The following is a 25,290-nucleotide window of genomic DNA, read 5'->3' as shown; positions in this document are numbered from 1 at the left end:
CATGTTTACCGGGATCGTCACGGCCGTGGGCCGCATCGAATCCATGGAGCCGCGGGGCGGCGACCGCCGGGTGACCGTGGCCACCGGGGAGCTGGATACCGCCGACCTGGCGGTGGGCGACTCCGTGGCGGTCAACGGCGTCTGCCTCACGGCGGTGGAGGCGGGGCGCGAGCGCTTCGTCGCCGACGTCTCCGGGGAGACCCTGGCGAACACCGCCCTGGGGGAACTTGCCGCCGGCTCGCCGGTGAACCTGGAGAAGGCGCTGCTGCCCACCACCCGCCTGGGCGGCCACCTCGTCAGCGGCCACGTGGACGGTGTCGCCCGGGTCCTGGAGCGGGCCCCGGAGGGGCGGAGCGAGCGCTTCCGCCTGGAGGCACCGGCGGAGCTGGCGCGCTACCTGGCGCGCAAGGGCTCGGTCTGCCTGGACGGGGTCAGCCTCACGGTGAACGCCGTGGACGGGGCCCGCTTCGACCTGAACATCGTCCCCCACACCCTGGCGGCGACCACCCTGGACGGCTGGACCACCGGCTCCCGGGTGAACATCGAGGTGGACCTGGTGGCGCGCTACCTGGAGCGGCTGCTCCTGGGCGAGGCCGCCGCCGACCCCGACGCGGGCATCGATCGCGCCTTCCTCGCCGAGCACGGCTTCCTGGGCGGCTGATCGCCCTTGCCCCGCCCCCCCGACCGCACGGATACTTGGCCCCATGCCGCTGGATAATACCGAAGCCATCATCGACGACCTCCGCCAGGGGCGGATGGTGGTCATCATGGATGACGAGGATCGCGAGAACGAGGGCGATCTCGTCATGGCCGCCTCCTGGGTCCGCCCGGAGGACATCAACTTCATGGCCCGCTACGGCCGCGGGCTCATCTGCCTGACCCTGAGCGAGGAGCGCTGCCGGCAGCTCAAGCTGCCGCTGATGGTCAGCGACAACAACCCCGGCGAGGCGACCAACTTCACCGTCTCCATCGAGGCGGCGGAGGGGGTGACCACCGGGATCTCCGCCGCCGACCGGGCGGTGACGGTGCGCGCCGCCGTCGCCCCCGACGCCGGCCCGGACGACCTGGTTCAGCCCGGCCACATCTTCCCGCTCATGGCCCAGCCCGGCGGGGTCCTCACCCGGGCCGGCCATACCGAGGCGGGCTGTGACCTGGCCCGGCTGGCCGGGCTGGAACCGGCCTCGGTCATCGTCGAGATCCTCAAGGAGGACGGCTCCATGGCCCGGCGCCCGGACCTGGAGGCCTTCGCCGAGGAGCACGGCCTGAAGATGGGGACCATCGCGGATCTCATCGAGTACCGCCTGCGCAACGAGAAGACCGTGGAGCGGGTGGCGGAGACCACCATGCCCACCGCCCACGGCGACTTCCGCATGGTGGCCTACCGTGATACCACCGACGGCCGGCTCCACTGGGCGCTGGTCCGCGGCGAGCCTGACCCCGAGCAGTCCACCCTGGTGCGCGTCCACGTCCAGGACGGACTCTGCGACACCGTCCTCGGCCGGCGGCCGGAGTGCGGCTGGCCCCTGGACGATGCCCTGGCGCGGATCGCCGAGGCCGAGAGCGGTGTCGCCGTGATCCTGCGGCCGCCGGAGGACGAGAGCGCGCTGCTGCACCGGGTCCAGGACTGGGAGCTGCGGGACCAGGGGGCCGAGGCGCCGGGCGAGGGGGGTGCCGAGGACCTGCGCACCTACGGTATCGGCGCCCAGATCCTTACCGACCTCGGCGTGCGCCGGATGCGGGTGCTGTCGGCGCCCAAGCGGCTGCACGCCCTCTCCGGCTACGGCCTGGAGGTCGTGGAATACGTGGACGGCGAGCGGCCGTCCGGGGAAACGAACAGGAGAACTGCACCATGACCATCGCCACCCACGAGGGCGGATTCGACGCCACCGGCCTGCGCTTCGGCCTCGTCGTCGGCCGCTTCAACGACTTCATCGTGGACCGCCTGCGCGGCGGGGCCGTGGACACCCTGCGCCGCCACGGCGCGCGCGAGGCGGACATGGAGGAGGTCCTGGTCCCCGGCGCCTGGGAGCTCCCCATGGCGGCGCGTCGCCTGCTGCGCGCGCGGGAGCTGGACGGCGTCATCGCCCTGGGCTGCGTCATCCGCGGCGGCACCCCCCACTTCGACTACGTTGCCGGGGAGTGCACCAAGGGGCTCGCCTCGGTCTCCATGGAGGAGGACCGGCCGGTTACCTTCGGTGTCCTCACCGTGGATACCATCGAGCAGGCCATCGAGCGGGCCGGGACCAAGGCCGGCAACAAGGGCGCCGAGGCGGCCATGGCGGCCATCGAGACGGCCAACGCCCTGCGCCAGCTGGCGCCGGAGGGCCGCGGATGAAGGCGAGCCGCGAACGACACCGCGCCCGCATGGCCGCGGTGCAAGGGCTCTATCAGTGGCAGCTCACCGGTAACACACCGCGGCAGGTGGAGGAGCACATCCTCACCACGCCGGCGGCCGACGGGGCCGACCTGGAGTACCTCCACGACCTCCTCACCGGCGTCCCCGAACACCTGGGGGCGCTGGACGAGGCCGTCTCCCCGCACATGGACCGGAGCCTCCAGTCGGTGGACCCGGTGGAGCGCGCCATCCTGCGCCTGGGTGCGTGGGAACTCATCCACCGCCCCGAGGTGCCGTGGCGGGTGGTGATCAGCGAGGCGGTGGAGCTTGCCCACCAGTTCGGGGCGGAACAGGGCCACCGCTACGTGAATGCGGTCCTCGACCGCGCCGCCCGCGAGCTGCGCAGGACCGAGATCGAGGCGACGGGAGGCGGGGCGGCCTGACCGCCCCGGCTCCGACTCTTACAGCACGGGGACCAGGGCGTAGCCGCGGTTCTGCCAGCCGATAATGGCCTGGTGGCCGGAGGGGACCGGCTGGATGCCGTCGAGGACGCTCTCCGGGTCGATGTCGAAGGCGTTCAGGGCGGTGGCGCAGATTTCCATGCGGATCCCGGCCTCGGCCAGCTCTTCCACGGTGCCCTCGATGGCCAGCAGCCGGTCGCCGTGACGGTTGGCGATCTTCTCCGGCGGCTCCTCGGTGAGCAGGCGCACCGCCGGGCCGGCGAAGACCACCACGAAGTCGGGATCGTGGCCGGCCTCGGCCAGGGCGTCGAAGTTCTTGCCCACGCCCTTGAGCATGAAGGCCGCCTTCCTGGGCTTGCCGGTGTTGAACTGGTAGACCGCCTTCGCCTGCTCCACGCCGTCGAGACCGGCGGAGGGCTGGACCGCCGCTGCGGGGGCCATCAGGCCGAAGGCGAGAAGGGCGGTGAGCAGGGAGAGGATGATGCGTGGCATGACTGCCTCCATTGCAGTTGGGGTTGCACCTCCTGTGACCGCCCGTGTTCTCGGGGGTTCACGGTGTCCCTGAGCGAATTCGACCTCATTGACCGCTATTTCGCCCATTGCGGCGCCCTCCGGCCCGATGTGGAGCTGGGTGTCGGCGACGACGCGGCCCTGCTCATCCCGGCCGCCGGCCGTCGCCTGGCCTGGGCCACCGATACCCTGGTGGCCGGTCGCCACTTCCCGGAGGGGGCGGATCCGGCCGCGGTGGGCCACAAGGCGCTGGCCGTGAACCTCTCCGACCTCGCCGCCATGGGCGCCCAGCCTGCCTGGGCCACCCTGGCCCTGACCCTGCCCGAGGCCGAGGAGGCGTGGCTCACCGGCTTCGCCGCCGGCCTCTGTGACCTCGCCACCGAGCACGAGGTAGCCCTGGTGGGCGGGGATACCACCGGTGGCCCGCTCACCGTCACCGTGGGGGTGGCCGGCTTCGTCGACCGCCCCCTGCCCCGGGGCGGGGCCCGCCCGGGGGACGGGATCTGGGTCACCGGCGAACTGGGGGGTGGCGGCATCGGCCTGGAGGTCGTCCTGGGCCGGCTCACCCCCGGCGACGCGGATGGCGAGGTCCTGCGGGAACGCTACTATCGGCCGCAGCCACGGGTGCGGGCGGGACGGGCCCTGGCCCGGCGAGCCACCGCGGCGGTGGATGTCTCCGACGGCCTGGCCGCCGATCTCGGCCACATCCTGGCCGCCAGCGGCGCGGGGGCGACCCTGGAGCTGGTCGACCTTCCTCTGGTCCCCGCCGGGGTCCGTGCCGCCGGCGAGGAGGTGGCCCGCCAGGCGGCCCTGGCCGGCGGCGATGATTACGAGCTGGTGGTGACCCTGCCACCAGCTGTGGAAGAGGAGGCGGTGGCCGCCGTCGCCGAGACCGGGGGAACCCTCACCCGCATCGGCACCATCGACCCCGAGCCCGGCCTGCGCGGGCGGGGGGCCGACGGCCACGTGGCCCTGCTGGCGGCCGGCGGCCACGATCACTTTCGGAGAGACCCATGAGCCGGACCGCCAGGCGTTCTGCCGAGGAACGACCCGCTCCGCCGTCCCCGCGACTGCTCCGGGATCCCGGCCACGCCCTGGCCCTGGGGCTGGGTAGTGGCCTTGCCCTGAAGGCGCCCGGGACCTTCGGCACGGTGGCCGCGCTTCTCCTCTGGTGGCCGCTGAGCCAGCTCTCCCTGACCGCGTATCTGGTCGCCACCCTCATCGTGGTGGTGGCCGGCGTCGGGATCTGCGGGCGCACCGGCCGGGCCCTGGGCGTCTCCGATCACCCGGCCATCGTCTGGGACGAGGTGGCCGGGTTGCTCATCGCGCTGGTCGCCGTACCGGCCGGCTGGTACTGGGTCCTGGGCGGCTTTCTGCTCTTTCGGCTCTTCGATATCGCCAAGCCGCCGCCGGTGGGCTGGCTGGACCGGAATCTGCCCGGCGGCCTGGGCGTGATGGCCGATGACGTCGCCGCCGGGCTGCTGGCCCTGGCGGTCCTGCAACTGCTGGCATGGGGGGTGGGCGCATGAGCCGCGCGCTGGGTTCGCTGCTGTTGTTACTGCTGGTTACCACTACGCAGGCGGGGGAGCCCCGGGTCTCCTGGGTGGAGGTCACCGAGGAGGTGCGAAGCTACACGGTCACCGCCGTGCTGGAGCACGACGACGAGGCGCGCTACCACTTCCTGGACGGCTGGCGGGTGACTACGCCGGAGGGGGAGGTCCTGGCCGAGCAGGACTTCAAGCATCCCCGGCCCCAGGCGCCGCCTCGACGGGCGACCCTCCGCGGGGTCCGCCTCCCCGAGGGGGTGACGCGGCTGCAGGTGGAGGCCCACGATCGGCTCCACGGCTGGGGCGGCAATCCGGTGGTGGTGGAGCTGGAGGGGGAGGCCACCGAGGGCGAGCGCTGGCGGCTGCGGCCCTTCTAGCGGGCGTATTCCCCGTCATTCCCGCGCAGGCGGGAATCCCGCGAACGTAGCCACCGGCCTGAACCGACCGCTACGGGCCTGTTCTCGAGGTTCCGGACTGGCGCTGCGCGCCATCCGGAACGACGGGATTCAGGCGCCGTGCGCCTCCTTGTCGATCTCGATGCGGGCGTAGGCGGAGTGGTTGTGGATGGACTCGAAGTTCTCCGACTCCACGGTGTAGCCGGCGATCCGGTGGTCCGCGTTCAGGCGGGCGGCCACGTCCCGGACCATGTCCTCCACGAACTTGGGATTGTCGTAGGCGCGCTCGGTGACGTGTTTCTCGTCCGGCCGCTTGAGCAGCCCCCAGAGCTCCGAGGAGGCCTCCGACTCCACCAGGTCGATGAGCTCCTCGATCCAGACGAAGTCCCGGGTCCGCGCCGCCACGGTGACGTGGGAGCGCTGGTTGTGGGCGCCGTAGTCGCTGATCTCCTTGGAGCAGGGGCAGAGGCTGGTTACCGGGACCTGGACCTTGATGGTCAGCTCCGGCTCCCCGGCGCGGAAGTCCCCCTGGAAGGTGACGGCGTAGTCCATGAGGCTCTGGACCCCGCTCACCGGCGCCGCCTTGTTCACGAAGTAGGGGAAGCTCATCTCGATGTGGCCCGCCTCCGCCTCCAGGGTGTGGGTCATCTCCCGCAGCATCTCCTTGAAGGAGTGCGTGGTGATCTCGTAGTCGTGGTTGTTGAGGATCGCCACGAAGCGGGACATGTGCGTGCCCTTGAAGTTGTGGGGCAGGTTCACGTACATGTTGAAGTTGGCGACGGTGTGCTGTTCGCCGCCGCTGCGATCCCGCACCCGCACCGGATGGCGGACGTCCTTGACCCCCACCTTGTTGATGGGGATGTTGCGGGTGTCGGCGCTGGCCTGGACGTCGGCGATGGTCGGCTTGGTGGTGTCGTTCATGCGGGTTCGTCCTCCGTGTAGCGGACGCAGGCGCGGTCGGTCTCCCAGAGGGTGACGGCGCGGACCCGCACCCGTTCGTCGTTCAGGCGCTCGGAGAGCTCGCCGTGCAGGTGGGCGGCGATGTTCTCGGCGGTGGGATTGAGTCGGTCGAAGGGCGGCAGGTCGTTGAGATTGCGATGGTCGAGGCCGTCGGTGATCTCGCGGGTTGCCGCCTTGATGTCCCCGAAGTCCACGCCCATCCCCAGCTCGTCCAGGCCGCTGGCATCCACCTCGACATCGACCTTCCAGTTGTGGCCGTGGAGGCGGTTGCAGGGGCCGTCGTAGTCGCGCAGCCAGTGGGCGGCGGCGAACTCGGTGCGGATGGTCATGGTGTAGCGTGCAGTCATTGAATCCTGAGTATATTACTGAACTATTATCGAGATCCAGCGCGGGAGCGAGGGTCGTCCCGCCGGCTACGCCGCGGACTCCCCCAGGCGCTCGCGGATGGCGGTGCGGATGCCGGCGGCATCCAGCCCCGCCTCGGCCAGTAGCTCCTCGCGGCTGCCCTGCTCCTGGAAGCGGTCGGGCAGACCGAGCTGCAGCACCGGCGCCAGCCGGCCGTGGCGGGCCAGGGTCTCCAGGATGCCGCTGCCGGCGCCGCCCATCACCGCCCCCTCCTCCAGGGTAACGAGCAGCTCGTGGCCCGCGGCGGCCTCGAGGATGGCCGCCTCGTCCAGGGGCTTGGCGAAGCGCATGTTCACCAGGGTGGCGTCCAGCTCCTCGGCCACCTCGGTGGCGGGGGCGACCATGCTGCCGAAGGCGAGGAGGGCGACGCGCTGCCCGCGCCGGCGGACCTCCGCCCGGCCCAGGGGGAGTTCCGCCGGCGCGTCGGCCACCGGCCGGCCCGGTCCCCGGCCCCGGGGGTAGCGGACTGCCGCCGGGCCGGGGTGGGCGAGGCCGGCGGTGAGCATGGCGTGGCTCTCCGCCTCGTCCGCCGGGGCCATCACCACCAGGTTGGGCAGGCAGCGCAGGTAGGCGAGGTCGAAGCTGCCGGCGTGGGTGGGGCCGTCCGGGCCCACCAGGCCGCCCCGGTCGATGGCGAAGAGCACATCCAGGTCCTGCAGGGCGATGTCATGGATGACCTGGTCATAGGCGCGCTGGAGGAAGGTGGAGTAGATGGCCACTACCGGCTTCGCCCCCTCGCAGGCGAGGCCGCCGGCCATGGTGACGGCGTGCTGCTCGGCGATGCCGACATCGTAGTAGCGCTCCGGGAACTGCTCGGCATAGGCGACCAGGCCGGACCCTTCCCCCATGGCCGGGGTGATGGCGTGGACGCGTTCATCCGCTGCGGCGGTCTCCATGAGCCAGTCGCCGAAGACCTCGGTATAGGTGGGCGAGGGGGCGGGGGCGCTGGGCGTCTGCCCCTGGGCCGGGTCGAAGCGACCGACGCCGTGGTAGCGGGTGGGGGCATCCTCCGCCGGCTCGTAGCCCTTGCCCTTGCGGGTGACCACGTGGAGGAACTGCGGCCCCTCCAGCTGGCGGACGTTGTCCAGGGTGGGCACCAGGGTGGAGAGGTCGTGGCCGTCCACCGGGCCGATGTAGTTGAAACCCAGTTCCTCGAACAGCGTCCCCGGCACCACCATGCCCTTGAAGTGCTCCTCCGCGCGGCGGGCCAGCTCGTGGACCGGCGGCATCAGTGACAGGACCTTCTTGCCCCCCTCGCGCATGCCGGCGTAGAGACGGCCGGAGAGGATCCGGGCCAGGTGGCTGGAGAGCCCGCCGACATTGGGGGAGATGGACATGTCGTTGTCGTTGAGGATCACCAGCAGGTTGGCATCCATGCCGCCGGCGTGGTTCAGCGCCTCGAAGGCCATGCCGGCGGTGAGCGCGCCGTCCCCGATGATGGCCACCACCTGCCGCGGGTCCTCCTCGCGCCGGGCCGCCAGGGCCATGCCCAGGGCCGCGCTGATGGAGGTGCTGGAGTGGCCGGTGCCGAAGGTGTCGAAGGGGCTCTCGTCGCGCTTGGGGAAGCCGGCCAGGCCGCCGTGCTGACGCAGGGTCGGCATGGCTTCGCGGCGGCCGGTGAGGATCTTGTGCGGGTAGCTCTGGTGGCCCACATCCCAGACCAGGCGGTCCTCCGGGGTCTCGAAGACCCGGTGGAGGGCGACGGTGAGCTCCACCGTACCCAGCCCCGCCGCCAGGTGGCCGCCGGTGCGGGCCACCGAGTCGATGAGGAAGGCGCGCAGCTCCGCCGCCAGGGGCGCCAGCTCGCCCTCGGGGAGGGCGCGCAGGGCGGCCGGGTCGTCGATCTGCTGGAGGAGGGGGTAGTCGCTGCCGGGCATCGGGGGTTCTGGCCAGGATAAACGGTAATGATGCGCTGTCTGCCCGTTCCGGGCAAGCGGGACGGGAGCCGGGGAATCGGGCTGCCGGGTGATTCCGCCCTAGTGATCCCGCTCGATGACGTAGCGCGCCAGGTCTCGCAGGGGTTCCGCGCCGTCGCCCAGTTCGGCCAGGGCCTCCAGGGCGTCGTCGACCATGGCGCGGGCCCGTTCCCGGGCCCCTTCCAGCCCCAGCAGGGCGGGGTAGGTGGGCTTCTCCCGGGCGGCGTCGGCGCCGCCGGTCTTGCCCAGGGTCGCGGTATCGCCCACCACGTCCAGGATGTCGTCCTGGATCTGGAAGGCCAGGCCCACGGCGGCGGCGTACCGCTCCAGGGTCCCCAGGGTGGCGTCGTCGGCCCCCGCGGCGAGGCCGCCCAGGCGGGCGCTGGCCTCGATGAGGGCGCCGGTCTTGCGGCGGTGCATGGCCTCCAGCCCGGCCAGGTCGGTCTCCCGGCCCACGGCGTTGATGTCCCGGGCCTGGCCGCCGACCATTCCCTCCGCCCCGGCGGCGCGGCTCAGGCTGGCAACCATGCGCAGCCGGGTAACCTCGGGGAGCGCTCCCGCCTCGGCCAGCGCCGAGAAGGCGAGGCCCTGGAGGGCGTCGCCGGCGAGAATGGCGGTGGCCTCGTCGAAGGCGCGGTGGCAGGTGGGCCGTCCCCGACGGAGGTCGTCGTCATCCATGGCCGGCAGGTCGTCGTGGACCAGGGAGTAGGCGTGGATGAACTCCACCGCGGCCGCCGGGGCGTCCAGGTGCTCCAGCGGGGCACCCAGGGCGCTCCCGGCGGCGTAGACCAGGAAGGGGCGGACGCGCTTGCCGCCACCGGTGACGGCGTAGCGCATGGCGGCCGCCAGCGGCGTGGGGTCGTCGGCCTCGGGGGGCAGGCGGGCGGAGAGCGCCCCTTCGGCGCGCTCGGCGGCTTCGGCGAGGGTGATGGCCATGGTCAGAAGGGGAGGCTGTCTTCGTCGCCGGCCGACTCACCGTCACCATCGTCGCCGGTGATGGTCGCCACGCGCTGCTCGGCCGCCTTCAACGCCTGCTCGCACTGGCGGGAGAGGCCGATCCCGCGCTCGAAGTCCCGCAGGGCCGCGTCCAGTCCCTGATCACCCTGCTCCAGGCGCTCTACGAGCCTCTCCAGCTCCTTGAGGGCGGACTCGAAGCCCTCCGGGGCCAGTGGCTCCTCGGTGGCTGCCGGCTCGGTGCCGGCCGTCTCGGGCTGGGTGGATTCGTCGGACACCAGGGTTTCTCCGGATGCATGGGCGGTGCGGCGACAAGATAGGCCGCACCGCCGCGGGGGTCAATTGCCCACGATGTGGCTATCCTCCGCCGGGCGGTTCAAGTGCCATCGCCCCGGGAGGCGGCGGCGCTCGCGGCGAGGCCGGCACCACCGGGCTGCTGGTCGCACTCCTGGAAGATCCGCTTGTCGCAGCCGCGGCAGATCTCCGGGTCCAGGTGCAGGAGGACGATGTCGTGCAGCGCCTCGGTCTTGGAGGTATAGATATTCTTGTCACCGATGGCGTCGAGGTAGCCGCCGGAGCGCAGCGTGGCGCAGACCGACGCCTTCACCCCGTAGAGGTAGAGGCCGCCCCCCATGTAGCGCCTGCGCTCGGCCTCCTGGGCCAGCATCTCGGCGCCGGCGACGTCCACGAAGTTGATGCCGTCGGCGACGATGAGCAGATGCTTGCGCTCGGGGTCCTCGGCATCGATGTTCTGCAGCGCCTCCTCCACGTGGGGCACGGCGCCGAAGAAGAGGGAGCCGTCGATGCGGATGACCTTGAGCTGGGGGCACTCCGCCAGACCGGTCTCATTGGTCACCATCGTGCGCTTGCCGTCGCGCAGGCCGGGGACGCGGCTGACGATGCGCGGCCGGGAGGTGCGGCTGAGGTAGACCACCAGGGAGAGGAAGACGCCCATGAGGATGGCGAATTCCAGCTCCAGGAAGAGGGTGGCCAGGAAGGTGGTCCCCATGATCATCGCCTCCGACCGGCTGGTCTGGAGGATCTGGCGGATGTGGTGGAAGTCGATGAGACCCCACGCCACCAGGAAGAGGATCCCGGCCATGGCGGCGTTGGGGAGGAACTCGGCGTAGGGCGCTACCACCAGGGTCAGCGGGATGAGCAGGATCCCGGCCATGCCGGCGGCCAGCGGCGTCCGGGCGCCGGCCTCGTAGTTGACCCCGGAACGATTGAAGGAGCCGGTGGCCACGTAGGAGGAGAAGAAGCTGCCGACGACATTGGACAGCCCCTGGCCGATGAACTCCTGGTTGCCATCGAGGCGCTGCCCGGAGCGGGCGGCCAGGGCGCGGGCGATGGAGACCGCCTCGGTGAGCGCGAGCAGTGTCGCCGCCAGGGCGACCGGGGCGAGTTCACGCAGCGTCTCCAGGGTGAGATCCGGCGCGGAGAGCGGCGGCAGGGAGGCGGGCAGGGCGCCCACGGTGGCAATGTCCGTGTTCTCGCGCCCGAAGTAGAGGTTGAGCCCGATGGAGACCGCCGTGCCCGCGCCCATGGCGATGACCATATAGGGGAACCGGGGGAAGTAGCGGCGTACGAGGATGCCGCTGATCAGCGTCACCACGCCGATCAGCGTAATGAAGCCGTCCAGCTCGTCCAGGCCGGTGGCGAAGTGCCACAGCGTTTCGTGGAAGTCGGAGCCCCGGGGAATGGCGATGCCGAAGAAGTTCTGGATCTGCTGGGCGGCGATGAGGATGGCCGCCCCTGCGGTGAAGCCCACCACCACCGAGTGGGAGATGAAGTTGACCAGCGTTCCCAGCTTCGCCATGCCCATGGCGATCTGTATGACTCCGACCATGAAGGTCAGGGTGATGGCCAGGGCCACGTACTGCTCCGAACTCGGCTCCGCCATGGTCGACAGCGAGGCGAACAGGACGATGGAGGCGGCGGTGGTGGGGCCGGAGACCAGGTGCCAGGAGGAGCCGAAAAGGGCGGCGATGATGGCCGGCACCATGGCGGCGTAGAGGCCGTACTCCGGCGGCATGCCGGCGATGGCGGCGAAGGCCACGCCCTGGGGAAGGACGATGATGGCGCCGGTAATGGCGGCCATGAGGTCGTCGCGGAAGGTGGAACGGTTGACCCGGTGCAGCCAGCGCATGGGCGGGAAAAGTCGCGCCAGTAGAAGGTTGCACTGCTGCGCCTGGGACATCGCTCTTCCTCCCTATGTGGTTACCGGGGAACCGGCAAGGCCGGCCCCTTGAATCCTGTAAAACCGCCATTATATTACGGCTACCCTTCGACTGTCCCGCCGGGGGCGGGGTGGGCCGGAATCCTCCCGGCCGTGGTCGAAGGGGTGATTCCGGTCCTCTTCGGGAGTTTCCAGCATGAAGCGTATTGCCCTGTACCTGGCGACCAACCTCGCCATCCTGGTAGTGCTCTCCATTACCCTGCGGCTGCTGGGGTTCGAGGACATCCTCGACGAGCAGGGCGTGGGCCTGGACATGAGCAGCCTGCTGCTCTTCGCGGCCGTCCTCGGCTTCGGCGGCTCGCTCTTCTCCCTGGTCATCTCCAAGTGGACCGCCAAGCACCTTACCGGGGCGCAGGTTATCGAAACCCCCTCCAGCGCCACCGAACAGTGGCTGGTGGATACGGTGGAGCGTCAGGCGCGGGCGGCCGGCATCGGCATGCCGGAGGTTGCCATCTTCGATTCGCCGGATCCCAACGCCTTTGCTACCGGCTGGAACCGCAACGACGCCCTGGTGGCCGTGAGCACCGGCCTGCTCCAGCACATGGGCCAGCGCGAGGCGGAGGCGGTGGTGGGCCACGAGGTGAGCCACGTGGCCAACGGCGACATGATTACCCTCGCCCTCATCCAGGGGGTGGTGAACACCTTCGTCATCGTCCTCTCCCGGGTCATCGGCCATCTGGTGGACCGGGTGGTCTTCAAGACCGAGCAGGGCCACGGCCCGGCCTTCTGGATCACCGCCATCATCGCCGAGGTGGTCCTGGGGATCCTCGCCTCCGCCATCGTCATGTGGTTCAGCCGCAAGCGGGAGTTCCGGGCCGACGCCGGTGGCGCGCGGCTGGCGGACCGGGAGTCCATGATCGGGGCGCTGCAGGCCCTGCAGCGCTACGCCGGGGAGCCCCATCTGCCGGACCAGATGGCCGCCTTCGGGATCAGCGGCGGCTTCGGCCAGGGGCTCAAGCGGCTGTTCATGTCCCACCCCCCACTGCAGGAGCGCATCGAGGCCCTGAAGCAGCAGCGCGGCGCCTGAGTCGGGTGCAGGCGCGCGGCGGTCAACCGGCGGCGCGCTCGCTCCCCGGGGCGTGGAGGAAGTAGCCCTGGATCCGGTCGACCCCGGCCTGCCAGAGCATCGGCAGGGTCCGGGCGCTCTCCACCTGCTCGGCGATGGTGGTAGCGCCGGTCTCCCCGGCAAGGCGGACGATCCCCTCCAGCCGCGCGAGGCAGTCCGGGTCCTCCTCCAGTCGGGCGATGACCTCGCCGTCGATCTTGAGGTATTCGGCCTGTACCCGTTCCTGGGCCGCCTCGCCATCCGGTGCCGTGCCGAAGTGCTCCAGTGCCACGGCGCCGCCAGCGGCCCGCACCGCCTCCGCCAGGGCCACCGCCGCCTTGAGGTGGGCCACCACGTCGGCCTCCGCCAGCTCGATGACCAGGCCGTTGGCCCCCTCGCCGGCGAAGCGGTCCCCGAACCAGGCGGGGAAGTCGGCCTCCTCCAGGCTCTCCGCCGCCACCTTGAGGAAGAGGGGGCCGCTCCCGTCTCTGGCCAGGCGCTCGGCCGCGTGATCCAGGGTCAGGCGGTCCAGGCGCGGCATGAGGCCTCCGCGTCGCGCCGCCGAGAGGAAGGGCCCCGGCGGATGGAGGGTCCCTTCGCGATCCCGCAGGCGGACCAGTAATTCCCCGCCGTGGGTGGCGGCGGAACGGACATCGCCCACGGGCTGGAAGACATGGACCAGTCGGTCCTCGGCCAGCGCCCGCTCCAGGGCATTCAGCCAGTCGTCCGCCTCCTCGCCGCGGTCCGGCGCCGGGGCCAGGCGGGCAGTATTGCCGCCGCCGTCGGCGGCCTCCCGGGCGGCGTCAAAGGCGCGCTCCAGCAGTTCCACCGGGCTCTCGTCGCCGTCCCAGCAGGCGATGCCAATGCTGGCGCTTACCGGGAGTGAGTGTTCCCCCACCTCGAAGAGGTCGTCGGCGATGTCCCGGCACAGGGCCTGGCCGAGCCGCTCCAGGGTCGGTGTGTCCAGCGCCTCCAGGACGGCGGTGAAGCGTGAGCCCTGGAACCGGGCCAGGTGGTGGCGGGGGCTGAAGCGTCGCCGCAGGCGCTCCGCGATCCGGGCCAGGAGGGCATCGGCGCCGGCAGGGTTCAGGCGCTCCCGCAGCTGTTCGAAGTGATCCACGGTGAGGCAGACCACCACGGCGCCCGGATCCCGGTCGGGCGAGAGCGCCTCCAGGTTCTGGAGGAAGTGCTGGCGGTTGAAGAGGCCGGTGATGGGGTCCTGGTGCTCCAGTCGCCGGACGCGCTGCCTCAGGGCGCCCTCTTCCTCGCCGCTCTGGAGGGTGAGCTGGATGGCCGGCTCGCCCTGGTGGTCGGCGGGGCGGAGGTCGAGCTGGACGGTCTCACTGTGGCCACCGGCCCGGAGCAGTTCCGAGGAGAGGGGGCCGGGCCGCCCCTGGCCCCCCTCGGTCCGGCGCAGGGCCTTCTTTACGGCCTCGCGCCCCTCGCCGCGGAGCCACTCCAGCAGCGGAGTGCCCTCTGGCTCGGCCTCCTCGCCCAGGCGGCGGCGGAAGGCCGGGTTGGCATGGACTAGGATGCCCTCCTGGATGTAGGCGATGGGGTCCCGGGAGCGGTCCACCAGCTCGTGGGCGCGCCGCTCGCTGTCCCGATAGCGCCGCTCCACCAGACTCAGCCGCCGGCGGGCGGCCAGATCCGCTGCCTCCCGGCGCAGGCGGTGGACCAGGTCCTCGGGGTCATCGGGGTCCACCCGATCACGGGCGCCAACAGCCGCCGGTGGCGTGGAGCCCGCCAGGAGGAGTACCGGGACCGGGGGCTCCGGCTGAGTGGCGGCAGCGACTATCGCGGCGGGGTCCACCCCGGTGAGGTGGGGGTGAAGCAGTACGAGGTCCGCTCCATCCCCAGCCAGAACCGTCTCCAGGCCGGCGGTATCCTCGACTCGGGCCGCGCTGACGGGGTCGCCGCGGCGGCGCAGGGCGCGCACGGCGTTCTCCTTGAGGGCATCGTCGCCGTCGACGACGAGCAGGCGCAGGGGGGTCGGTTCCTCGTGGCTCACGGCTTCCCTTCCAGGCTGTCGTCGGCATCCTGCCGACCCGCCTAGGATGCCGCGCCTCCCGCCGGGTTTCCACCCCCGGGACCTCTACTATAATCGGGGATGTGAGGGCCGGTGGCGGCCCAACGTCCACGGGAGCGCACCATGAGCGAAGCGGTAGCTGCGGAGCAACGTCCCATCCGCCCCGAGACCGCCGATGATACCGGGGCCATCGATCTCATCAACATGAGCGCCTTCGCCGGTGATGCCGAGGCCCGGCTGGTGGACGAACTGCGCAAGACGCCGGCCTACGTGCCGGAGCTCTCCCTGGTGGCCGAGGATGGTGGCCGCGTGGCCGGCCACCTCATGCTCTTCCGGAGTACCCTGACCGGCGAGGGGAACGAGCAGACCATCCTCACCCTGGCGCCCACGGCCGTGGTCCCCTCCCGCACCCATCGCGGACTGGGGACCGCCCTGGTTCGCGAGGGGGTGGAGCGGGCCCGGCAGATGGGCTTCTCCGCCATCGTGGAGGTGGGCTTCCCGGCCTTCTACCAGCGGCTGGGTTTCCGACCCATCACCGAGCACGGCCTCCACCACGACCTGCCGGTGGCCGCGGACTTTGCCACCGCCCTGGAGATCACCGAGGGGGCCCTGGCCGGGGGTGGCCGGCTGGACTATCCCGCCCCCTTCCGCGCCTTCTACCGCCGCCCGGTGGAGGCGTAGGTCCTCACTCCAGCGGGGTCTTGTAGGCCCCGCCGGCCTCCTCGCGCACCAGGCGCGGGACGAGGTAGCCGGGCAGGCGGCGTCGCAGGCCCTCCATGAGTGCGGCCGTGTCCACCCCGCTCTCGAAGTGGGCCGCCCCGGCCACCCGGTCCAGCGTGTGGAGGTAGTAGGGGAGGATCCCGGCATCGAAGGAGGCCGCCGCCAGGTTCGCCTGGGCCTCCACGCTATCGTTAACCCCCGCCAGCAGTACCGCCTGGTTGAGCAGCGTGGCCCCCGCCTCGCGTAGCCGCCCGGCGGCGGCCGCCACCTCGGCATCCATCTCCCGGGCGTGGTTGAGGTGCCAGACCACTACCGTCGAAAGTCGGGTACGGCCCAGCCATTCCAGCAGGTTGTCGTCCACCCGAGCCGGCAGGACCACCGGCTGACGGGTGTGCAGGCGCAGGCGGCGGATGTGGGGGATGGCCTCGATGGCGGCGACCAGCTCCGCCAGGCGGTGGTCGGCCAGGGAGAGGGGATCGCCGCCGCTGAGGATGACCTCCTCCAGTGAGGGATCGGCGGCGATGGCCTCCAGGGCCGCCTCCCAGCGGCCGGCGCCGGCCTCGGCGTAGGGGTAGTGGCGCCGGAAGCAGTAGCGGCAGTGGACGGCGCAGGCGCCGGAGGCTAAGAGCAGGGCGCGGCCGTGGTATTTCTGCAGCAGCCCGGTCTCCGCCCGGGCCGGGCCGTCGCCCACCGGGTCGGTGGTGAAGCCCGGCGGGGCAGGGGTGAGCTCCGCTCCCAGCGGCAGAACCTGGCGAAGCAGGGGATCGTCGGGGTCGCCGCGGCGCATCCGGGCCAGATAGGGGTGCGGGACGCGCAGACCGAAGGTCTCGGCCGCTGCCCGGGCTGCCGGAAGGCCCTCCGGGGGCAGGTCCAGTAGCGCCCAGAGGGTATCGGGATCGCGGACCGCTTCGGCGGCCTGGCGCTGCCATTCCGGCAGGCGTTGGGCGGGCGCTTCGGTTCGGGCTATCATGGGGCGCTGCGTCGGACCACTACGAGGCGAGAATGGCGAGCTATAGTACCAACGAACTCAAGAACGGGCTCAAGGTAATGAACGATGGCGACCCTTGCGCCATCGTCGATGTGGAATTCGTGAAGCCCGGCAAGGGGCAGGCCTTCACCCGGGTGAAGCTGCGCAATCTCAAGACCGACCGGGTGGTGGAGCGGACCCTGAAGTCCGGCGAATCCCTGGAAGGGGCCGACGTCATGGAGCTGGACCTCCAGTACCTCTACAACGACGGCGAGCACTGGCACTTCATGCATCCCGAGACCTTCGAGCAGTACCCCGCCGACAAGGCGGTGGTGGGCGATGCCGCCCAGTGGCTCAAGGAGCAGGACACCTGCACCGTCACCCTCTACAATGGGTCGCCCATCATCGTCGAGGCGCCCAACCACGTGACCCTGAAGGTCACCGAGACCGATCCGGGTCTCAAGGGCGATACCGCCCAGGGCGGCACCAAGCCGGCGACCCTGGAGACCGGCGCGGTGGTAAAGGTTCCGCTCTTTCTGGACGAGGGCGAGGTGATCAAGGTGGATACCCGCACCGGGGAGTACGTCGGCCGGGTCAAGGAGTAGGCCGGTGGCGGCGGACTGGCGGCCCACCGCCGACCGGGCGGCCCTGGCCGCCGCCGCCGCCGTTCGCCGCCGCCTGCGGGACTTCCTGGAGGCGCGCGGCTACCTGGAGGTGGAGACCCCCCAGCTCTCCGCCGCGGCCAATCCCGATCCCGCCGTGGAGCCCTTCTCCGTGGCGGGCGACGCCGGCCCCCTGTGGCTGGCAACCTCCCCCGAATTCCCCATGAAGCGCCTGCTGGCCGCCGATTCCGGCCCCATCTACCAGATGGCCCGCGCCTTTCGCCGGGAGGAGCAGGGGCGTCGGCACAATCCCGAGTTCACCCTGCTGGAGTGGTACGCCCCGGGGGTCGCCCCGGCGGCCTTCATCGCCGAGGCGGTGGCGCTGGCGGCAGCCGGGCTGGGGGCGGAGCCGGCGGTGACCCGGCTGTCCTATGCCGACGCCTTTCACCAGGCCTGTGGCGTGGATCCCCACCGCGCCGATGCCGGTGAGCTGGCGGAGGCGGCCCGGGCGGCCGGTCTGGTCGTCACCGGGCTGGAGGGGGAGGGCGATCCGCGCCCCTGGCGCCACCTCCTTCAGGCATGCCTGGTGGAGCCGGCCCTGGCGGAGAGGGGGCTGGTCGTGGTGTCCGACTTCCCTGCCGATGATGCGGCCCTGGCCCGGCTCCGGCCGGCCGATGACCCGAAGGAGCCGGCGGTGGCGGAGCGCTTCGAGATCTACCTCCACGGCCTGGAGCTGGCCAATGGCTATCACGAGCTGGCGGATCCGGCGGAGCAGCGGCGGCGTTTCGAGGACGACAACGATCGACGTCGCCTCGCGGGGCAGCAGCCGCTGCCGGTGGATGAGCATCTGCTGGCGGCGCTGGAGGCGGGGCTGCCCGATGCCTGCGGGATGGCGATGGGCGTGGACCGCCTGATCATGGCCGCCACGGGGGCGGTGGCCATCGAGGGGGTGCTGGCCTTCCCGGTTGACCGGGCCTGAGCGGCCCGGAATGACTCTGGATGATCCCTGGGCAGGGGGCGGTCAGCCCGGCTTCTTCTCCTCCTTCTCGCTCTGCTCCTGCCACTTCTCCAGGCAGTCCAGGCCGCAGAAGTGCTGGACGTAGTCCGGCCCCTCGGCCGTCTGGGCCACCGAGGCGGGCACCTCTGCCATGCAGACATCGCAGGCGATGGTGGGGGTCTCCTGCTCGTCGTTGTCGGCCATATCCCTTCTCCCCGTGCTTGGCGTGGTTCGGCCCTTCCTATTCAGGATGGTACTGGTCCACGCCGGTGGCAAGGCTGGCCAGCGGCTGGCCCAGCCGCACCGGGGTCCCCGGGGTCAATCCCGGGCTCCAGGTCGTGCTGGCGCGCGGCGGCAGCAGGAGGATCACGGTGGAGCCGATGTGGAAGCGGCCCATCTCGTCGCCTCGGTGGAAGTCCGGTCCATCGTGGTCGCGCCGCCGGGCGTGGCGCCGATGGGGCGGGGTGATCCAGCCGCCCCAGGTGGTCTCGATGCCGGCCACCATGAGGGCACCAACCATCACCAGGCCCACGGGGCCGACCGCCGTCTCCAGGCGGGTGGCCAGGCGCTCGTTGCGGGCGAAGAGGCGTGGCACGGCCCGGGTGGTGGCCGGGTTCACCGAGAACAGGCGACCCGGCAGGTAGTGGCTGCTCACCAGCCGCCCCGCCGCCGGGGCGTGGATGCGGTGGTAGTCCCGCGGCGAGAGGTAGAGGGTGATGAAGTGGCCGCCCTCGTAGCGCGCGGCCTCCGCCTCGTCGCCGAGGAGCTCGGCGGCGGTGTAGTGTCGCCCCTTGGCCTGGTAGATCCGCCCGTCCTCGATGCGGCCCACCTCGGAGACGGTGCCGTCCACCGGCGCGGCCAGCGCCTCGGCGGCGGCCGGCCCCGGCCGGGTCCCCGGGGCCAGGGCGCGGGTGAAGAAGGCATCGAAGTGGGGATAGGCGGCGGGGTCGGCGTGTTCCGCCTCCTCCAGCTCCACCCGATAGCGGCGCACGAACCAGCGGATGAGGGCGCTCCGGAACGGACGCCAGCGGCAGCGCACTACCGGCCCCGCCAGGCGGGAGAGGGCGTGCTGGGGCAGCGGGTACTGGAGCAGGGCGCGCAGTCGGTCGCCCAGGCTCACGATTCATTCCCGCTCATCAGGCGCTCCAGCCGGGTCGCCATCTCCGTCGGTCGGTGCGGCGGGTTGAGCAGGGCGCGGATCCGGCCCTCGGGCCCCACGGCGGCAATGGCGGCGCTGTGGTCCACGGTGTAGTCCTCCCCCTCCTCCCGGTTGATGCGGTAGACCGCGCCGAACTGGTCGGTGAGATTGTCGATGGCCTCCCGCGCGCCGGTGGCGGCGCGGAAGTCGTCCCGGAAGAAGCGCACGTACTGCCCCAGCTGTTCGCGGTCGTCCCGCGCCGGGTCCACCGAGACGAAGACCACCTCGGGCAGCGTGGCCCCGCGCTCCTCTAGCAGCCCGACGGTCCGCTGGAGGTTGTGCAGGGTGGTGGGGCAGACGTCGGGGCAGTGGGTATAGCCGAAGAAGACCAGCTGCCAGCCCCCTTCCAGCGCGGCCTCGGTGAACGGCGACCCGTCGGCGAAGGTGAGTTCGAAGGGCTCCACCGTTCGGGGCAGCGCGTCGGCGGCCAGTTCGCCGGCCCCGCCGTGTTCCGGCGCGTCCGCTCCGGGGGTGAGCTGGGTGGTGAGCCAGGCGCCGGCCAGGGCGGCGAGGCCGAGGACCAGGGCGGGGGTGAGCCAGTTGCGTCGCATGGGTTCTCCCTTGTTGAACATTGATCTATACCACGCCGCCGCGTACCGTTTCCACGCAGACCCCTCCATTTTTCGGGAGCATCGGCATGGCGGATGTAAGCCTCTTACTGTCCCGACGGCAGCGGCCGTTGTGGGTTCCGGGCGCCGATGACAGGGAAGTCGAGCCGGCCGCGATGGCAACGATCCCGCTGCTCGGGCGGATCACGGCCGGCGAACCGCTGGATGCGGTGGTGGACGAGGAGACCGTCCAGGTCCCGTCCAACATGGTGCGCAAGAACAGCTACGCGCTGCGGGTGCGGGGCCACTCCATGATCGATGACGGCATCCAGGATGGCGACATCATCGTGGTGGACAAGCGCGAGACGGCGGAGAACGGTCAGTCCGTGGTGGCCATGATCAACGGCGAACGGGTGACCCTCAAGCGCTTCTACGTGGAGCCGGACGGGATCCGCCTGCAGCCGGCCAATCCGGATATGGCGCCTATCCACCTGGCCCACGCGGAGGTGGAGATCCTGGGTATCGTCACGGGGGTACTCCGCCTTCCGGAGGCGGAGGGCGCGTGAGCGATCTCGCCTACCTGACCCTGGGCTGGATCCACGACTATCCCGTCAGCGCCATTCTGGTCGGGGTGGTGGCAGGGCTGGTTCTGCTCTTCCTGGCCCGCCGGATGGCCCATCGGCTCCTGCTCAGTGTCGCCCGCCAGCTCCGGGGGCTGTTGCGCCACCTGGCCGCCGCGGTGGACGCTGCCCGGCGCGGGCTGGCGGAGCGCAATACGCGCGTCCGCCGGGCCCTGGCGGTGGATCGCACCGAGGAGCGGCTGGCGCGGTCGCTCAACGGCATGGAGGCGCTGGTGGAGCGGGAGTTCGGCCATTTCCCCGAGCTCCAGCGGCGACTCAACGACGCCATCGCCGAACAGGAGCGCGAATACGAGGCCAGCAGCACCCCGCCGCCCCTGCCGGCGGCCTGGGGGGAGGCCACCGAGGCCGTCGCCGCCGTCTCCGACCGCGGCGACGGTACGACTGCCGACATGCTCGCCCGGATTCGACAGTCGCTGGAGCGTTCGGAGGATCGCGCCCTGCGCCGGCACCGCCGGGAGTTCCGTCGGCGCCAGCGCCGGCTGCGGGCACTGCTGCCGCTTTGGCGCCGGGTACAGGCCAGCCTGGATGCGGTGCGCGGGCGCATCCGGACGCTGGAGGAACGGGGGCGGCACATCGACGGCCTGTGGCACTCCTATCAGGGCCTCCTGGAGGCCGGCGACGGCATGGACCGCCAGCTCAATCTGTCGGCGCTGGTCCGGTTCTTCATCAATGGCGGGGCCGTGGCGGTCCTCGTGCTCATCGCGGCGGCACACATGGCCGTGGCCACCTTCCCCCTGCAGGAGGTCGTGGGGGCGGGGAATCAGCTGGGGCCGTGGTCCGCGGCCTCGGTCGCCGCAGCGGCCCTGGTGGGCATGGCCATCCTGGGTGGCGCCCTGATCCTGGAGTCGGCCCGGTTCACCCGGTTGTTACCGCAGCTGGACTCTCTGGAGGGCGGCGGCCGCAGGAGCTTGCTCGTGGTCGGCGTGGTGCTGGTAGTGGCTACCGCCCTGCTGGGCGCGGTCCTCGGCTATCTCCACCAGGCGGTGGAGGCCGAGGTGGCCTCCCTGGCCGCCGAAGCGGGTGGGCTGCAGCCTTCCCGCCCGGGAGTGGCAGCGACCGTGATCCACATGCTCCTGGGGCTCATCTTCCCGCTGGCCCTGGCCGTGGCCCTGCTCCCACTGGAGGGGTTCGTTCAGGCCACCCGGGTAGTCGCCGGTCTCCTCGCCGAGGCGCTGCTGACCCTGCTGGCCCTGGCCCTGCGCTGGCTGGGGAACGCCCTGGTTGCCCTGGCGCGGGTCCTGACCCGCCTCTACGACGCCGTGATCTTCCTGCCCCTGTGGATCCAGGGGCGCCTGAACCGTCGTCGCCCCGCTCCTCCGTCCGGTGAACAGATCGAGGGGAGTGCCACCGCGTGAGGACAGTCGCGGTATTGCTGCTCGCGGTGGTGGTGACCACCGGCTGCCTGGATACCGCTCCTGACTCGCGGGGGGTCTATCTCGTTCTGGATGCCGAAGGGGTGGAGACCGCCGCCCTGAGACGCCTCACTCGGCGGCTGATTCTTGGCCTGGAGGCCGGGGATACCTTCGCAGTGGAACGGATCGATGGTGCCCGGACGGGGAATGAACACCGCCTGGGGGTGAATCTGGACGGGCGTCCCAGCGTGGCGGTCGTGGAGCGGCGCGCCCTGCTGCGCCAGGTGGATGGCCTCCTCGAGGCCGAGCCCTCGGCCGAGCCGGTGGAGGGCGTGGCGGCGATTCGCCGGGCCCGGACCCTTCTCGAGGAGACCCGTTGCCGGAACCGGATCATCGTACTGGCCACCGACCTCACCGCCGGCGAGCCGGAGGAGCTGGGCCCGCACTTCGGCGGATACCGCTTCGTGGCGCTGAACGTAGGGGATATCGGGGCCGGTGAGGAGCCCTGGGCCTATCTTCGCCGGGTGGAGGCGTGGCGCCGGGCCGTGGAGTCGCGGGAGGCGGAATGGACCGTGGCCAACGGCATGCGCGAGGCCATGGCCACCATTCTGGAGCGCTGAGCCGCTCCGCTTCCTGCCTTTTCCTGCCGTGCGTCCCTAACCGGCCTCCTTTACGGCCCGCAGGACCCGCTCCAGGGCCCCGGAGTGGTGCCGCAGCCAGGCCTGGCCGGCCGTGGCCAGCGCCTCGCGGCGCTCCGGGTCGGTGAGCAGGGCGGCCAGGGTCTCCTCCAGCTCCTCGTCACCGGCCGCGGCCACCGCCCCGGCCGCCACCGCCGAGGCCACCACCGGATGTGCCCGCCCCGCCGGCCCCACGGCCACGGCACAGCCCCGGGCCAGGGGGGTCGCCAGGTCCGGTGTGCGCCCATCCCCCACCAGCGTCCCGCCCGGCACCACCAGGTCGGCGCAGGGATAGATCCCGGCCAGGGTCTCGGGATCCTCCACGTAGTAGACGCGGCTCTTCTTGGGGATCCAGCTGGTGGAGAGCCGGTTGTGGCGGTTGGTGGGCAGGTTGTACTTGATGGCGTCGCGGTAGACGGGCTCGTAGCGCTCGGGATCCCGGGGCGCCAGAATCATGAAGCCCATGCGCTGGCGCAGTAGGTCGAAGAAGGCGCCGTAGGCCCGGCTCTCCTCCCCCTCCACCGTGCCCGCGAAGTAGCAGATCCAGCGGCCGGCCTCCCGCAGCTCCCGGAAGCGCTCGCACAGGTCGGTGTCCCCGCCGGTGGCCGGCTCCTCCAGGCAGAGGACGGGATCGCCGGTGACTTCCCTCGACGGCGTCCCCTCGGTCGGGTCGGCGTAGAGGAGCCGGTCCGCCAGGGCGGGATCGGCGTCGACGGGGGCGTTGATCCAGACCGCCGGGGTTCCCTCCGGGGCCGGTACGGTGGGCGCGGCGCCCAGCCGAAGGAGCCGTCGCGGCGCCAGTCGCGCCAGCCAGCGCCGCTTGCCCAGCCAGGGCAGTTTGCGCGCCGGGTGCCGGTCGCTGCCCTGGCCGCCCGGGGTCGCCAGGACCAGGGGGCCGGTCTCCGCCTCCAGCCGGTCCAGAAAGGCGTCGGCGTGGCGGACCGCCTCATCGGGGGCCAGGAGCACAGTGGGGGCCTGATCCATGGGAACCTCGCGCTGGTCAAAGGGGCCATTATCCCCACGTAGCGGGCGTCGGCAAGGGCGCACAGGGTGGTGGAGCCTGATACCATGGGTCCGAACCCAGTGAGGACTGCCCCCATGGCCGTGGACACCGGCAATGACACCCCCGGAAGCATGCGCGTCTACGCGGCGAACTACCGCATGCTGCTGCGCGTACTCGGTGCCATGCCGGACCGGGCTGGCGCGGTGGCCGTGGCCGGGGAGGGGGCAGGGCAGCTGCGCGTGGAGCTGCTGGAGCGGGCCCGCTACACCTCCACTATCCGCCTGGACCACTGCCTGGGCGGGGAGGCCGCCTGCCTCCCCGACGTCAGCCTCAAGGTGCGCGCCTACCACGACGCCCGGGTGGCCGAGGTCATCGACTATCAGGGCGGGAATCGCTTCCAGCCGCGTTACGCCTATCCCAATCCCGCCATGCGTCTGCCCGACGAGAAGGGCCAGGTGAACCGCTTCCTGGAGGACTGGCTGCGCTACTGCCTGCGCCTGGGCCTGCGCCGGGTGGCGGACGCCGCCGACGTCTGACGTCTGACAACGGCCACCTGGCTGAAACGCCTCAGGCGTCGGCGGGGGCACCCAGCGCCGCCGCCAGTTCCGAGACCCGGCGACCGGCATCGCTCTCCGCCAGGCCGGCCTTGGCCACGGCCCGGCGCCACTCCCCCAGCATGGCCGGCAGGCCGCGGACCACCTCGCCCTTGCGCAGCCGGGCCACCCCCTGGATGGGCCAGGCCACGCGCCAGCCGGCGTTGGGAAGGGCGTCGCAGACCTTCAGGCCCCAGCGGTAATCACCGGCATTCCACTCGTGGTTGCGGATAACCAGCCGGTAGACGTCCTGCTCTCCCTCCACGCCCACGCCGGGCCCGTAGGCCTCCACCTCCAGCTCGGGGGCGATGGCCTCGATGGCCTCGTCCAGGGCCGCGAGGGCGGCGTCGAGATCGGGGGTGACCGCAACCCGGTCGGCGCGGGCCTGCTGGGCGAGATGGTCCAGGTGCTGCTGCATGGTTCGACTCCTCTGGTGCCTGTGGGCGCGGATTGTAGCGCAGGCGGCGGCCCGGCGGGTGTCTTGACAGTGACCGGCCTCGCCCCTAAAGTTGAGTCAAACACTCAGGTTTTGCCCGCGCAAAGGGTGCGGGTTTACCGGCGGCCTCGACGAGGCCCCGACAAGGCCCATGGAGGACACAGGCATGGCTGACGAGACCGAGCACAACACCACCGGCGCCGAGGGCGTGGCCGGTCACGGTTCCTTCTTTCAGGACACCAATCTCAACGCCAACGAGGCCGAGGCGGCGACCGAATGGGTGCGCCGTCAGGTGGACCGCCGGACGGTGGACCTGGGTGACCGGATGGACGACATCCGCGAGCACATGTGGGAGCTGGAGAAGGACGGCGAGATCATCGTCCATCGCATCACCGACGACATGGAGCCGGTGGAGGTGGAGACGCTGTTCGGCTGGACCAAGCGGGTGCCGACCAAGAAGCTGTGGCACCACAAGTCCTGCGGCCAGTGCGGCAACATCCCGGGCTACCCGGCCTCGCTGATGTGGTTCATGAACCAGTTCGGCTTCGAGCCGGGCAAGGACTACCTGGACGAGACCGACCAGACCTCCTGCACCGCCTGGAACTACCACGGCTCGGGCATCGGCAACGTCGAGTCGCTGTCGGCGGTGTTCCTGCGCAACTTCCACCAGGCCTACGTCTCCGGCCAGCAGCACGGCCACCAGGCCGGCCACTTCTTCCCGCTGGTGCACTGCGGCACCTCCTTCGGCAACTACAAGGAG

29 protein-coding genes and 1 pseudogene are annotated in these 25,290 nt (G+C 71.4%); 16 read left to right on the top strand and 14 right to left on the bottom strand.

Going from position 1 to position 25,290, the window contains the following annotated elements:
- Window position 1: 1 nt before the first annotated feature.
- From BM272_RS10010 to nusB, 4 genes are read left to right on the top strand one after another with little or no spacing between them, the layout of a single operon-like run.
- On the top strand, window positions 2-661 hold the full coding sequence (locus BM272_RS10010; RefSeq protein WP_093428660.1) for a riboflavin synthase: 660 nt from the start codon (window positions 2-4) through the stop codon (window positions 659-661).
- A gap of 43 nt (window positions 662-704) precedes the next feature.
- Window positions 705-1,853, top strand: a complete 1,149-nt coding sequence (ribBA, locus tag BM272_RS10005; RefSeq protein ID WP_093428659.1) for a bifunctional 3,4-dihydroxy-2-butanone-4-phosphate synthase/GTP cyclohydrolase II — start codon at window positions 705-707, stop codon at window positions 1,851-1,853.
- Entirely contained in the window at window positions 1,850-2,335 is a 486-nt protein-coding gene (gene ribH, locus BM272_RS10000; RefSeq protein WP_093428658.1) for a 6,7-dimethyl-8-ribityllumazine synthase, read from the top strand. Before ribBA ends, ribH begins: the two co-directional genes overlap by 4 nt.
- Window positions 2,332-2,778 (top strand): transcription antitermination factor NusB, encoded by a 447-nt coding sequence (gene nusB / locus BM272_RS09995; RefSeq protein ID WP_093428657.1) that lies wholly within the window; start codon window positions 2,332-2,334, stop codon window positions 2,776-2,778. The genes ribH and nusB overlap by 4 nt, the downstream gene beginning before the upstream one ends.
- Before the next feature lie 18 nt (window positions 2,779-2,796).
- Here the strand turns inward: nusB and BM272_RS09990 are convergent, their stop codons facing one another.
- Complete coding sequence (locus BM272_RS09990) at window positions 2,797-3,288, bottom strand: DsrE family protein (RefSeq protein WP_159433064.1); 492 nt, start codon at window positions 3,286-3,288, stop codon at window positions 2,797-2,799.
- Window positions 3,289-3,351: 63 nt separating this feature from the next.
- Here BM272_RS09990 and thiL point away from each other — a divergent pair, with 63 nt between their 5' ends.
- From thiL to BM272_RS09975, 3 genes are read left to right on the top strand one after another with little or no spacing between them, the layout of a single operon-like run.
- The gene (thiL, locus tag BM272_RS09985) at window positions 3,352-4,323 is read left to right on the top strand and encodes a thiamine-phosphate kinase (RefSeq protein WP_317622793.1); all 972 of its coding nucleotides are present in this window, start codon (window positions 3,352-3,354) and stop codon (window positions 4,321-4,323) included.
- Window positions 4,320-4,835, top strand: a complete 516-nt coding sequence (locus BM272_RS09980) for a phosphatidylglycerophosphatase A family protein (RefSeq protein ID WP_093428655.1) — start codon at window positions 4,320-4,322, stop codon at window positions 4,833-4,835. The genes thiL and BM272_RS09980 overlap by 4 nt, the downstream gene beginning before the upstream one ends.
- A complete protein-coding gene (locus BM272_RS09975) occupies window positions 4,832-5,230 on the top strand; it encodes a hypothetical protein (RefSeq protein WP_093428654.1) in 399 nt (132 codons plus the stop codon). The genes BM272_RS09980 and BM272_RS09975 overlap by 4 nt, the downstream gene beginning before the upstream one ends.
- Before the next feature lie 129 nt (window positions 5,231-5,359).
- Here BM272_RS09975 and folE2 read toward each other — a convergent pair whose 3' ends face one another.
- The 6 genes from folE2 to BM272_RS09945 form a co-directional block, all read right to left on the bottom strand.
- The gene (gene folE2, locus BM272_RS09970) at window positions 5,360-6,169 is read right to left on the bottom strand and encodes a GTP cyclohydrolase FolE2 (protein WP_093428653.1); all 810 of its coding nucleotides are present in this window, start codon (window positions 6,167-6,169) and stop codon (window positions 5,360-5,362) included.
- On the bottom strand, window positions 6,166-6,555 hold the full coding sequence (gene queD, locus BM272_RS09965) for a 6-carboxytetrahydropterin synthase QueD (RefSeq protein ID WP_093428652.1): 390 nt from the start codon (window positions 6,553-6,555) through the stop codon (window positions 6,166-6,168). The genes folE2 and queD overlap by 4 nt, the downstream gene beginning before the upstream one ends.
- 66 nt (window positions 6,556-6,621) lie before the next feature.
- Window positions 6,622-8,490, bottom strand: a complete 1,869-nt coding sequence (gene dxs, locus BM272_RS09960) for a 1-deoxy-D-xylulose-5-phosphate synthase (protein WP_093428651.1) — start codon at window positions 8,488-8,490, stop codon at window positions 6,622-6,624.
- A gap of 99 nt (window positions 8,491-8,589) precedes the next feature.
- Window positions 8,590-9,465 (bottom strand): (2E,6E)-farnesyl diphosphate synthase, encoded by an 876-nt coding sequence (ispA, locus tag BM272_RS09955; protein WP_093428650.1) that lies wholly within the window; start codon window positions 9,463-9,465, stop codon window positions 8,590-8,592.
- Window positions 9,466-9,467: 2 nt separating this feature from the next.
- Window positions 9,468-9,761 (bottom strand): exodeoxyribonuclease VII small subunit, encoded by a 294-nt coding sequence (locus tag BM272_RS09950; protein WP_093428649.1) that lies wholly within the window; start codon window positions 9,759-9,761, stop codon window positions 9,468-9,470.
- 98 nt (window positions 9,762-9,859) lie between these two features.
- Window positions 9,860-11,683, bottom strand: a complete 1,824-nt coding sequence (locus BM272_RS09945; protein WP_093428648.1) for a SulP family inorganic anion transporter — start codon at window positions 11,681-11,683, stop codon at window positions 9,860-9,862.
- Window positions 11,684-11,858: 175 nt separating this feature from the next.
- Between BM272_RS09945 and htpX the strand changes: the two genes are divergently transcribed.
- Complete coding sequence (htpX, locus tag BM272_RS09940; protein WP_093428647.1) at window positions 11,859-12,749, top strand: protease HtpX; 891 nt, start codon at window positions 11,859-11,861, stop codon at window positions 12,747-12,749.
- 22 nt (window positions 12,750-12,771) lie between these two features.
- Here htpX and BM272_RS09935 read toward each other — a convergent pair whose 3' ends face one another.
- Window positions 12,772-14,778 carry an EAL domain-containing protein gene (locus tag BM272_RS09935; protein WP_093428646.1) on the bottom strand — a complete coding sequence of 669 codons (2,007 nt, stop codon included), beginning with the start codon at window positions 14,776-14,778 and terminating at the stop codon, window positions 12,772-12,774.
- Window positions 14,779-14,919: 141 nt separating this feature from the next.
- On the opposite strand from BM272_RS09935, the gene BM272_RS09930 reads away from it, so the two are divergent.
- Window positions 14,920-15,477, top strand: coding sequence for a GNAT family N-acetyltransferase (locus BM272_RS09930; RefSeq protein ID WP_093428645.1), 558 nt, complete (start codon window positions 14,920-14,922; stop codon window positions 15,475-15,477).
- 4 nt (window positions 15,478-15,481) lie between these two features.
- Here BM272_RS09930 and epmB read toward each other — a convergent pair whose 3' ends face one another.
- Window positions 15,482-16,486: an EF-P beta-lysylation protein EpmB gene (gene epmB / locus BM272_RS09925; protein WP_093428644.1), complete on the bottom strand. Its 1,005-nt coding sequence runs from the start codon at window positions 16,484-16,486 to the stop codon at window positions 15,482-15,484.
- Window positions 16,487-16,518: 32 nt separating this feature from the next.
- Between epmB and efp the strand changes: the two genes are divergently transcribed.
- Both efp and epmA read left to right on the top strand, forming a co-directional pair.
- A complete protein-coding gene (gene efp, locus BM272_RS09920; RefSeq protein ID WP_093428643.1) occupies window positions 16,519-17,088 on the top strand; it encodes an elongation factor P in 570 nt (189 codons plus the stop codon).
- A gap of 4 nt (window positions 17,089-17,092) precedes the next feature.
- Window positions 17,093-18,064 (top strand): EF-P lysine aminoacylase EpmA, encoded by a 972-nt coding sequence (gene epmA, locus BM272_RS09915; protein WP_093428642.1) that lies wholly within the window; start codon window positions 17,093-17,095, stop codon window positions 18,062-18,064.
- A 42-nt stretch (window positions 18,065-18,106) separates the two neighbouring features.
- Here epmA and BM272_RS09910 read toward each other — a convergent pair whose 3' ends face one another.
- The 3 genes from BM272_RS09910 to BM272_RS09900 are packed head-to-tail and all read right to left on the bottom strand — an operon-like array spanning window position 18,107 to window position 19,831.
- The gene (locus BM272_RS09910) at window positions 18,107-18,286 is read right to left on the bottom strand and encodes a DUF3330 domain-containing protein (RefSeq protein WP_093428641.1); all 180 of its coding nucleotides are present in this window, start codon (window positions 18,284-18,286) and stop codon (window positions 18,107-18,109) included.
- A gap of 37 nt (window positions 18,287-18,323) precedes the next feature.
- The gene (gene asd, locus BM272_RS09905; protein ID WP_093428640.1) at window positions 18,324-19,202 is read right to left on the bottom strand and encodes an archaetidylserine decarboxylase; all 879 of its coding nucleotides are present in this window, start codon (window positions 19,200-19,202) and stop codon (window positions 18,324-18,326) included.
- Window positions 19,199-19,831 (bottom strand): SCO family protein, encoded by a 633-nt coding sequence (locus tag BM272_RS09900; RefSeq protein ID WP_159433063.1) that lies wholly within the window; start codon window positions 19,829-19,831, stop codon window positions 19,199-19,201. Before BM272_RS09900 ends, asd begins: the two co-directional genes overlap by 4 nt.
- Window positions 19,832-20,004: 173 nt before the next feature.
- On the opposite strand from BM272_RS09900, the gene lexA reads away from it, so the two are divergent.
- From lexA to BM272_RS09885, 3 genes are read left to right on the top strand one after another with little or no spacing between them, the layout of a single operon-like run.
- A complete protein-coding gene (gene lexA, locus BM272_RS09895; protein WP_399349520.1) occupies window positions 20,005-20,394 on the top strand; it encodes a transcriptional repressor LexA in 390 nt (129 codons plus the stop codon).
- A complete protein-coding gene (locus BM272_RS09890) occupies window positions 20,391-21,824 on the top strand; it encodes a hypothetical protein (protein ID WP_093428637.1) in 1,434 nt (477 codons plus the stop codon). Before lexA ends, BM272_RS09890 begins: the two co-directional genes overlap by 4 nt.
- On the top strand, window positions 21,821-22,441 hold the full coding sequence (locus BM272_RS09885; protein WP_143613228.1) for a hypothetical protein: 621 nt from the start codon (window positions 21,821-21,823) through the stop codon (window positions 22,439-22,441). Before BM272_RS09890 ends, BM272_RS09885 begins: the two co-directional genes overlap by 4 nt.
- 36 nt (window positions 22,442-22,477) lie before the next feature.
- Here the strand turns inward: BM272_RS09885 and BM272_RS09880 are convergent, their stop codons facing one another.
- Window positions 22,478-23,482, bottom strand: coding sequence for a hypothetical protein (locus BM272_RS09880; protein WP_093428635.1), 1,005 nt, complete (start codon window positions 23,480-23,482; stop codon window positions 22,478-22,480).
- 114 nt (window positions 23,483-23,596) lie between these two features.
- Here BM272_RS09880 and BM272_RS09875 point away from each other — a divergent pair, with 114 nt between their 5' ends.
- A complete protein-coding gene (locus BM272_RS09875; RefSeq protein ID WP_159433062.1) occupies window positions 23,597-24,037 on the top strand; it encodes a DUF1249 domain-containing protein in 441 nt (146 codons plus the stop codon).
- A gap of 31 nt (window positions 24,038-24,068) precedes the next feature.
- Here the strand turns inward: BM272_RS09875 and BM272_RS09870 are convergent, their stop codons facing one another.
- Window positions 24,069-24,512, bottom strand: a complete 444-nt coding sequence (locus tag BM272_RS09870) for a hypothetical protein (protein ID WP_093428633.1) — start codon at window positions 24,510-24,512, stop codon at window positions 24,069-24,071.
- Between the two features lie 184 nt (window positions 24,513-24,696).
- Here BM272_RS09870 and BM272_RS09865 point away from each other — a divergent pair.
- Window positions 24,697-25,290, top strand: a pseudogene (locus BM272_RS09865) (heterodisulfide reductase subunit B); the annotation flags it as partial.

The organism is Thiohalospira halophila DSM 15071 (genome assembly GCF_900112605.1).
Lineage (GTDB): Bacteria > Pseudomonadota > Gammaproteobacteria > Thiohalospirales > Thiohalospiraceae > Thiohalospira > Thiohalospira halophila.
The sequence above is the reverse complement of the archived record's forward strand: the minus strand, read 5'-3'. Positions and strand labels throughout refer to the sequence as shown.

Coding starts and splice junctions, on each gene's coding strand:
- ribH (WP_093428658.1), top strand. CDS start 1,850: ATGACCATCGCCACCCACGAGGGCGGATTCGACGCCACCGGCCTGCGC.
- BM272_RS10010 (WP_093428660.1), top strand. CDS start 2: ATGTTTACCGGGATCGTCACGGCCGTGGGCCGCATCGAATCCATGGAG.
- nusB (WP_093428657.1), top strand. CDS start 2,332: ATGAAGGCGAGCCGCGAACGACACCGCGCCCGCATGGCCGCGGTGCAA.
- queD (WP_093428652.1), bottom strand. CDS start 6,555: ATGACTGCACGCTACACCATGACCATCCGCACCGAGTTCGCCGCCGCC.
- BM272_RS09945 (WP_093428648.1), bottom strand. CDS start 11,683: ATGTCCCAGGCGCAGCAGTGCAACCTTCTACTGGCGCGACTTTTCCCG.
- BM272_RS09880 (WP_093428635.1), bottom strand. CDS start 23,482: ATGGATCAGGCCCCCACTGTGCTCCTGGCCCCCGATGAGGCGGTCCGC.
- BM272_RS09870 (WP_093428633.1), bottom strand. CDS start 24,512: ATGCAGCAGCACCTGGACCATCTCGCCCAGCAGGCCCGCGCCGACCGG.
- BM272_RS09975 (WP_093428654.1), top strand. CDS start 4,832: ATGAGCCGCGCGCTGGGTTCGCTGCTGTTGTTACTGCTGGTTACCACT.
- efp (WP_093428643.1), top strand. CDS start 16,519: ATGGCGAGCTATAGTACCAACGAACTCAAGAACGGGCTCAAGGTAATG.
- htpX (WP_093428647.1), top strand. CDS start 11,859: ATGAAGCGTATTGCCCTGTACCTGGCGACCAACCTCGCCATCCTGGTA.
- BM272_RS09875 (WP_159433062.1), top strand. CDS start 23,597: ATGGCCGTGGACACCGGCAATGACACCCCCGGAAGCATGCGCGTCTAC.
- epmB (WP_093428644.1), bottom strand. CDS start 16,486: ATGATAGCCCGAACCGAAGCGCCCGCCCAACGCCTGCCGGAATGGCAG.
- ribBA (WP_093428659.1), top strand. CDS start 705: ATGCCGCTGGATAATACCGAAGCCATCATCGACGACCTCCGCCAGGGG.
- ispA (WP_093428650.1), bottom strand. CDS start 9,465: ATGGCCATCACCCTCGCCGAAGCCGCCGAGCGCGCCGAAGGGGCGCTC.
- dxs (WP_093428651.1), bottom strand. CDS start 8,490: ATGCCCGGCAGCGACTACCCCCTCCTCCAGCAGATCGACGACCCGGCC.
- BM272_RS09990 (WP_159433064.1), bottom strand. CDS start 3,288: ATGCCACGCATCATCCTCTCCCTGCTCACCGCCCTTCTCGCCTTCGGC.
- BM272_RS09980 (WP_093428655.1), top strand. CDS start 4,320: ATGAGCCGGACCGCCAGGCGTTCTGCCGAGGAACGACCCGCTCCGCCG.
- BM272_RS09910 (WP_093428641.1), bottom strand. CDS start 18,286: ATGGCCGACAACGACGAGCAGGAGACCCCCACCATCGCCTGCGATGTC.
- BM272_RS09900 (WP_159433063.1), bottom strand. CDS start 19,831: ATGCGACGCAACTGGCTCACCCCCGCCCTGGTCCTCGGCCTCGCCGCC.
- lexA (WP_399349520.1), top strand. CDS start 20,005: ATGGCAACGATCCCGCTGCTCGGGCGGATCACGGCCGGCGAACCGCTG.
- BM272_RS09930 (WP_093428645.1), top strand. CDS start 14,920: ATGAGCGAAGCGGTAGCTGCGGAGCAACGTCCCATCCGCCCCGAGACC.
- folE2 (WP_093428653.1), bottom strand. CDS start 6,169: ATGAACGACACCACCAAGCCGACCATCGCCGACGTCCAGGCCAGCGCC.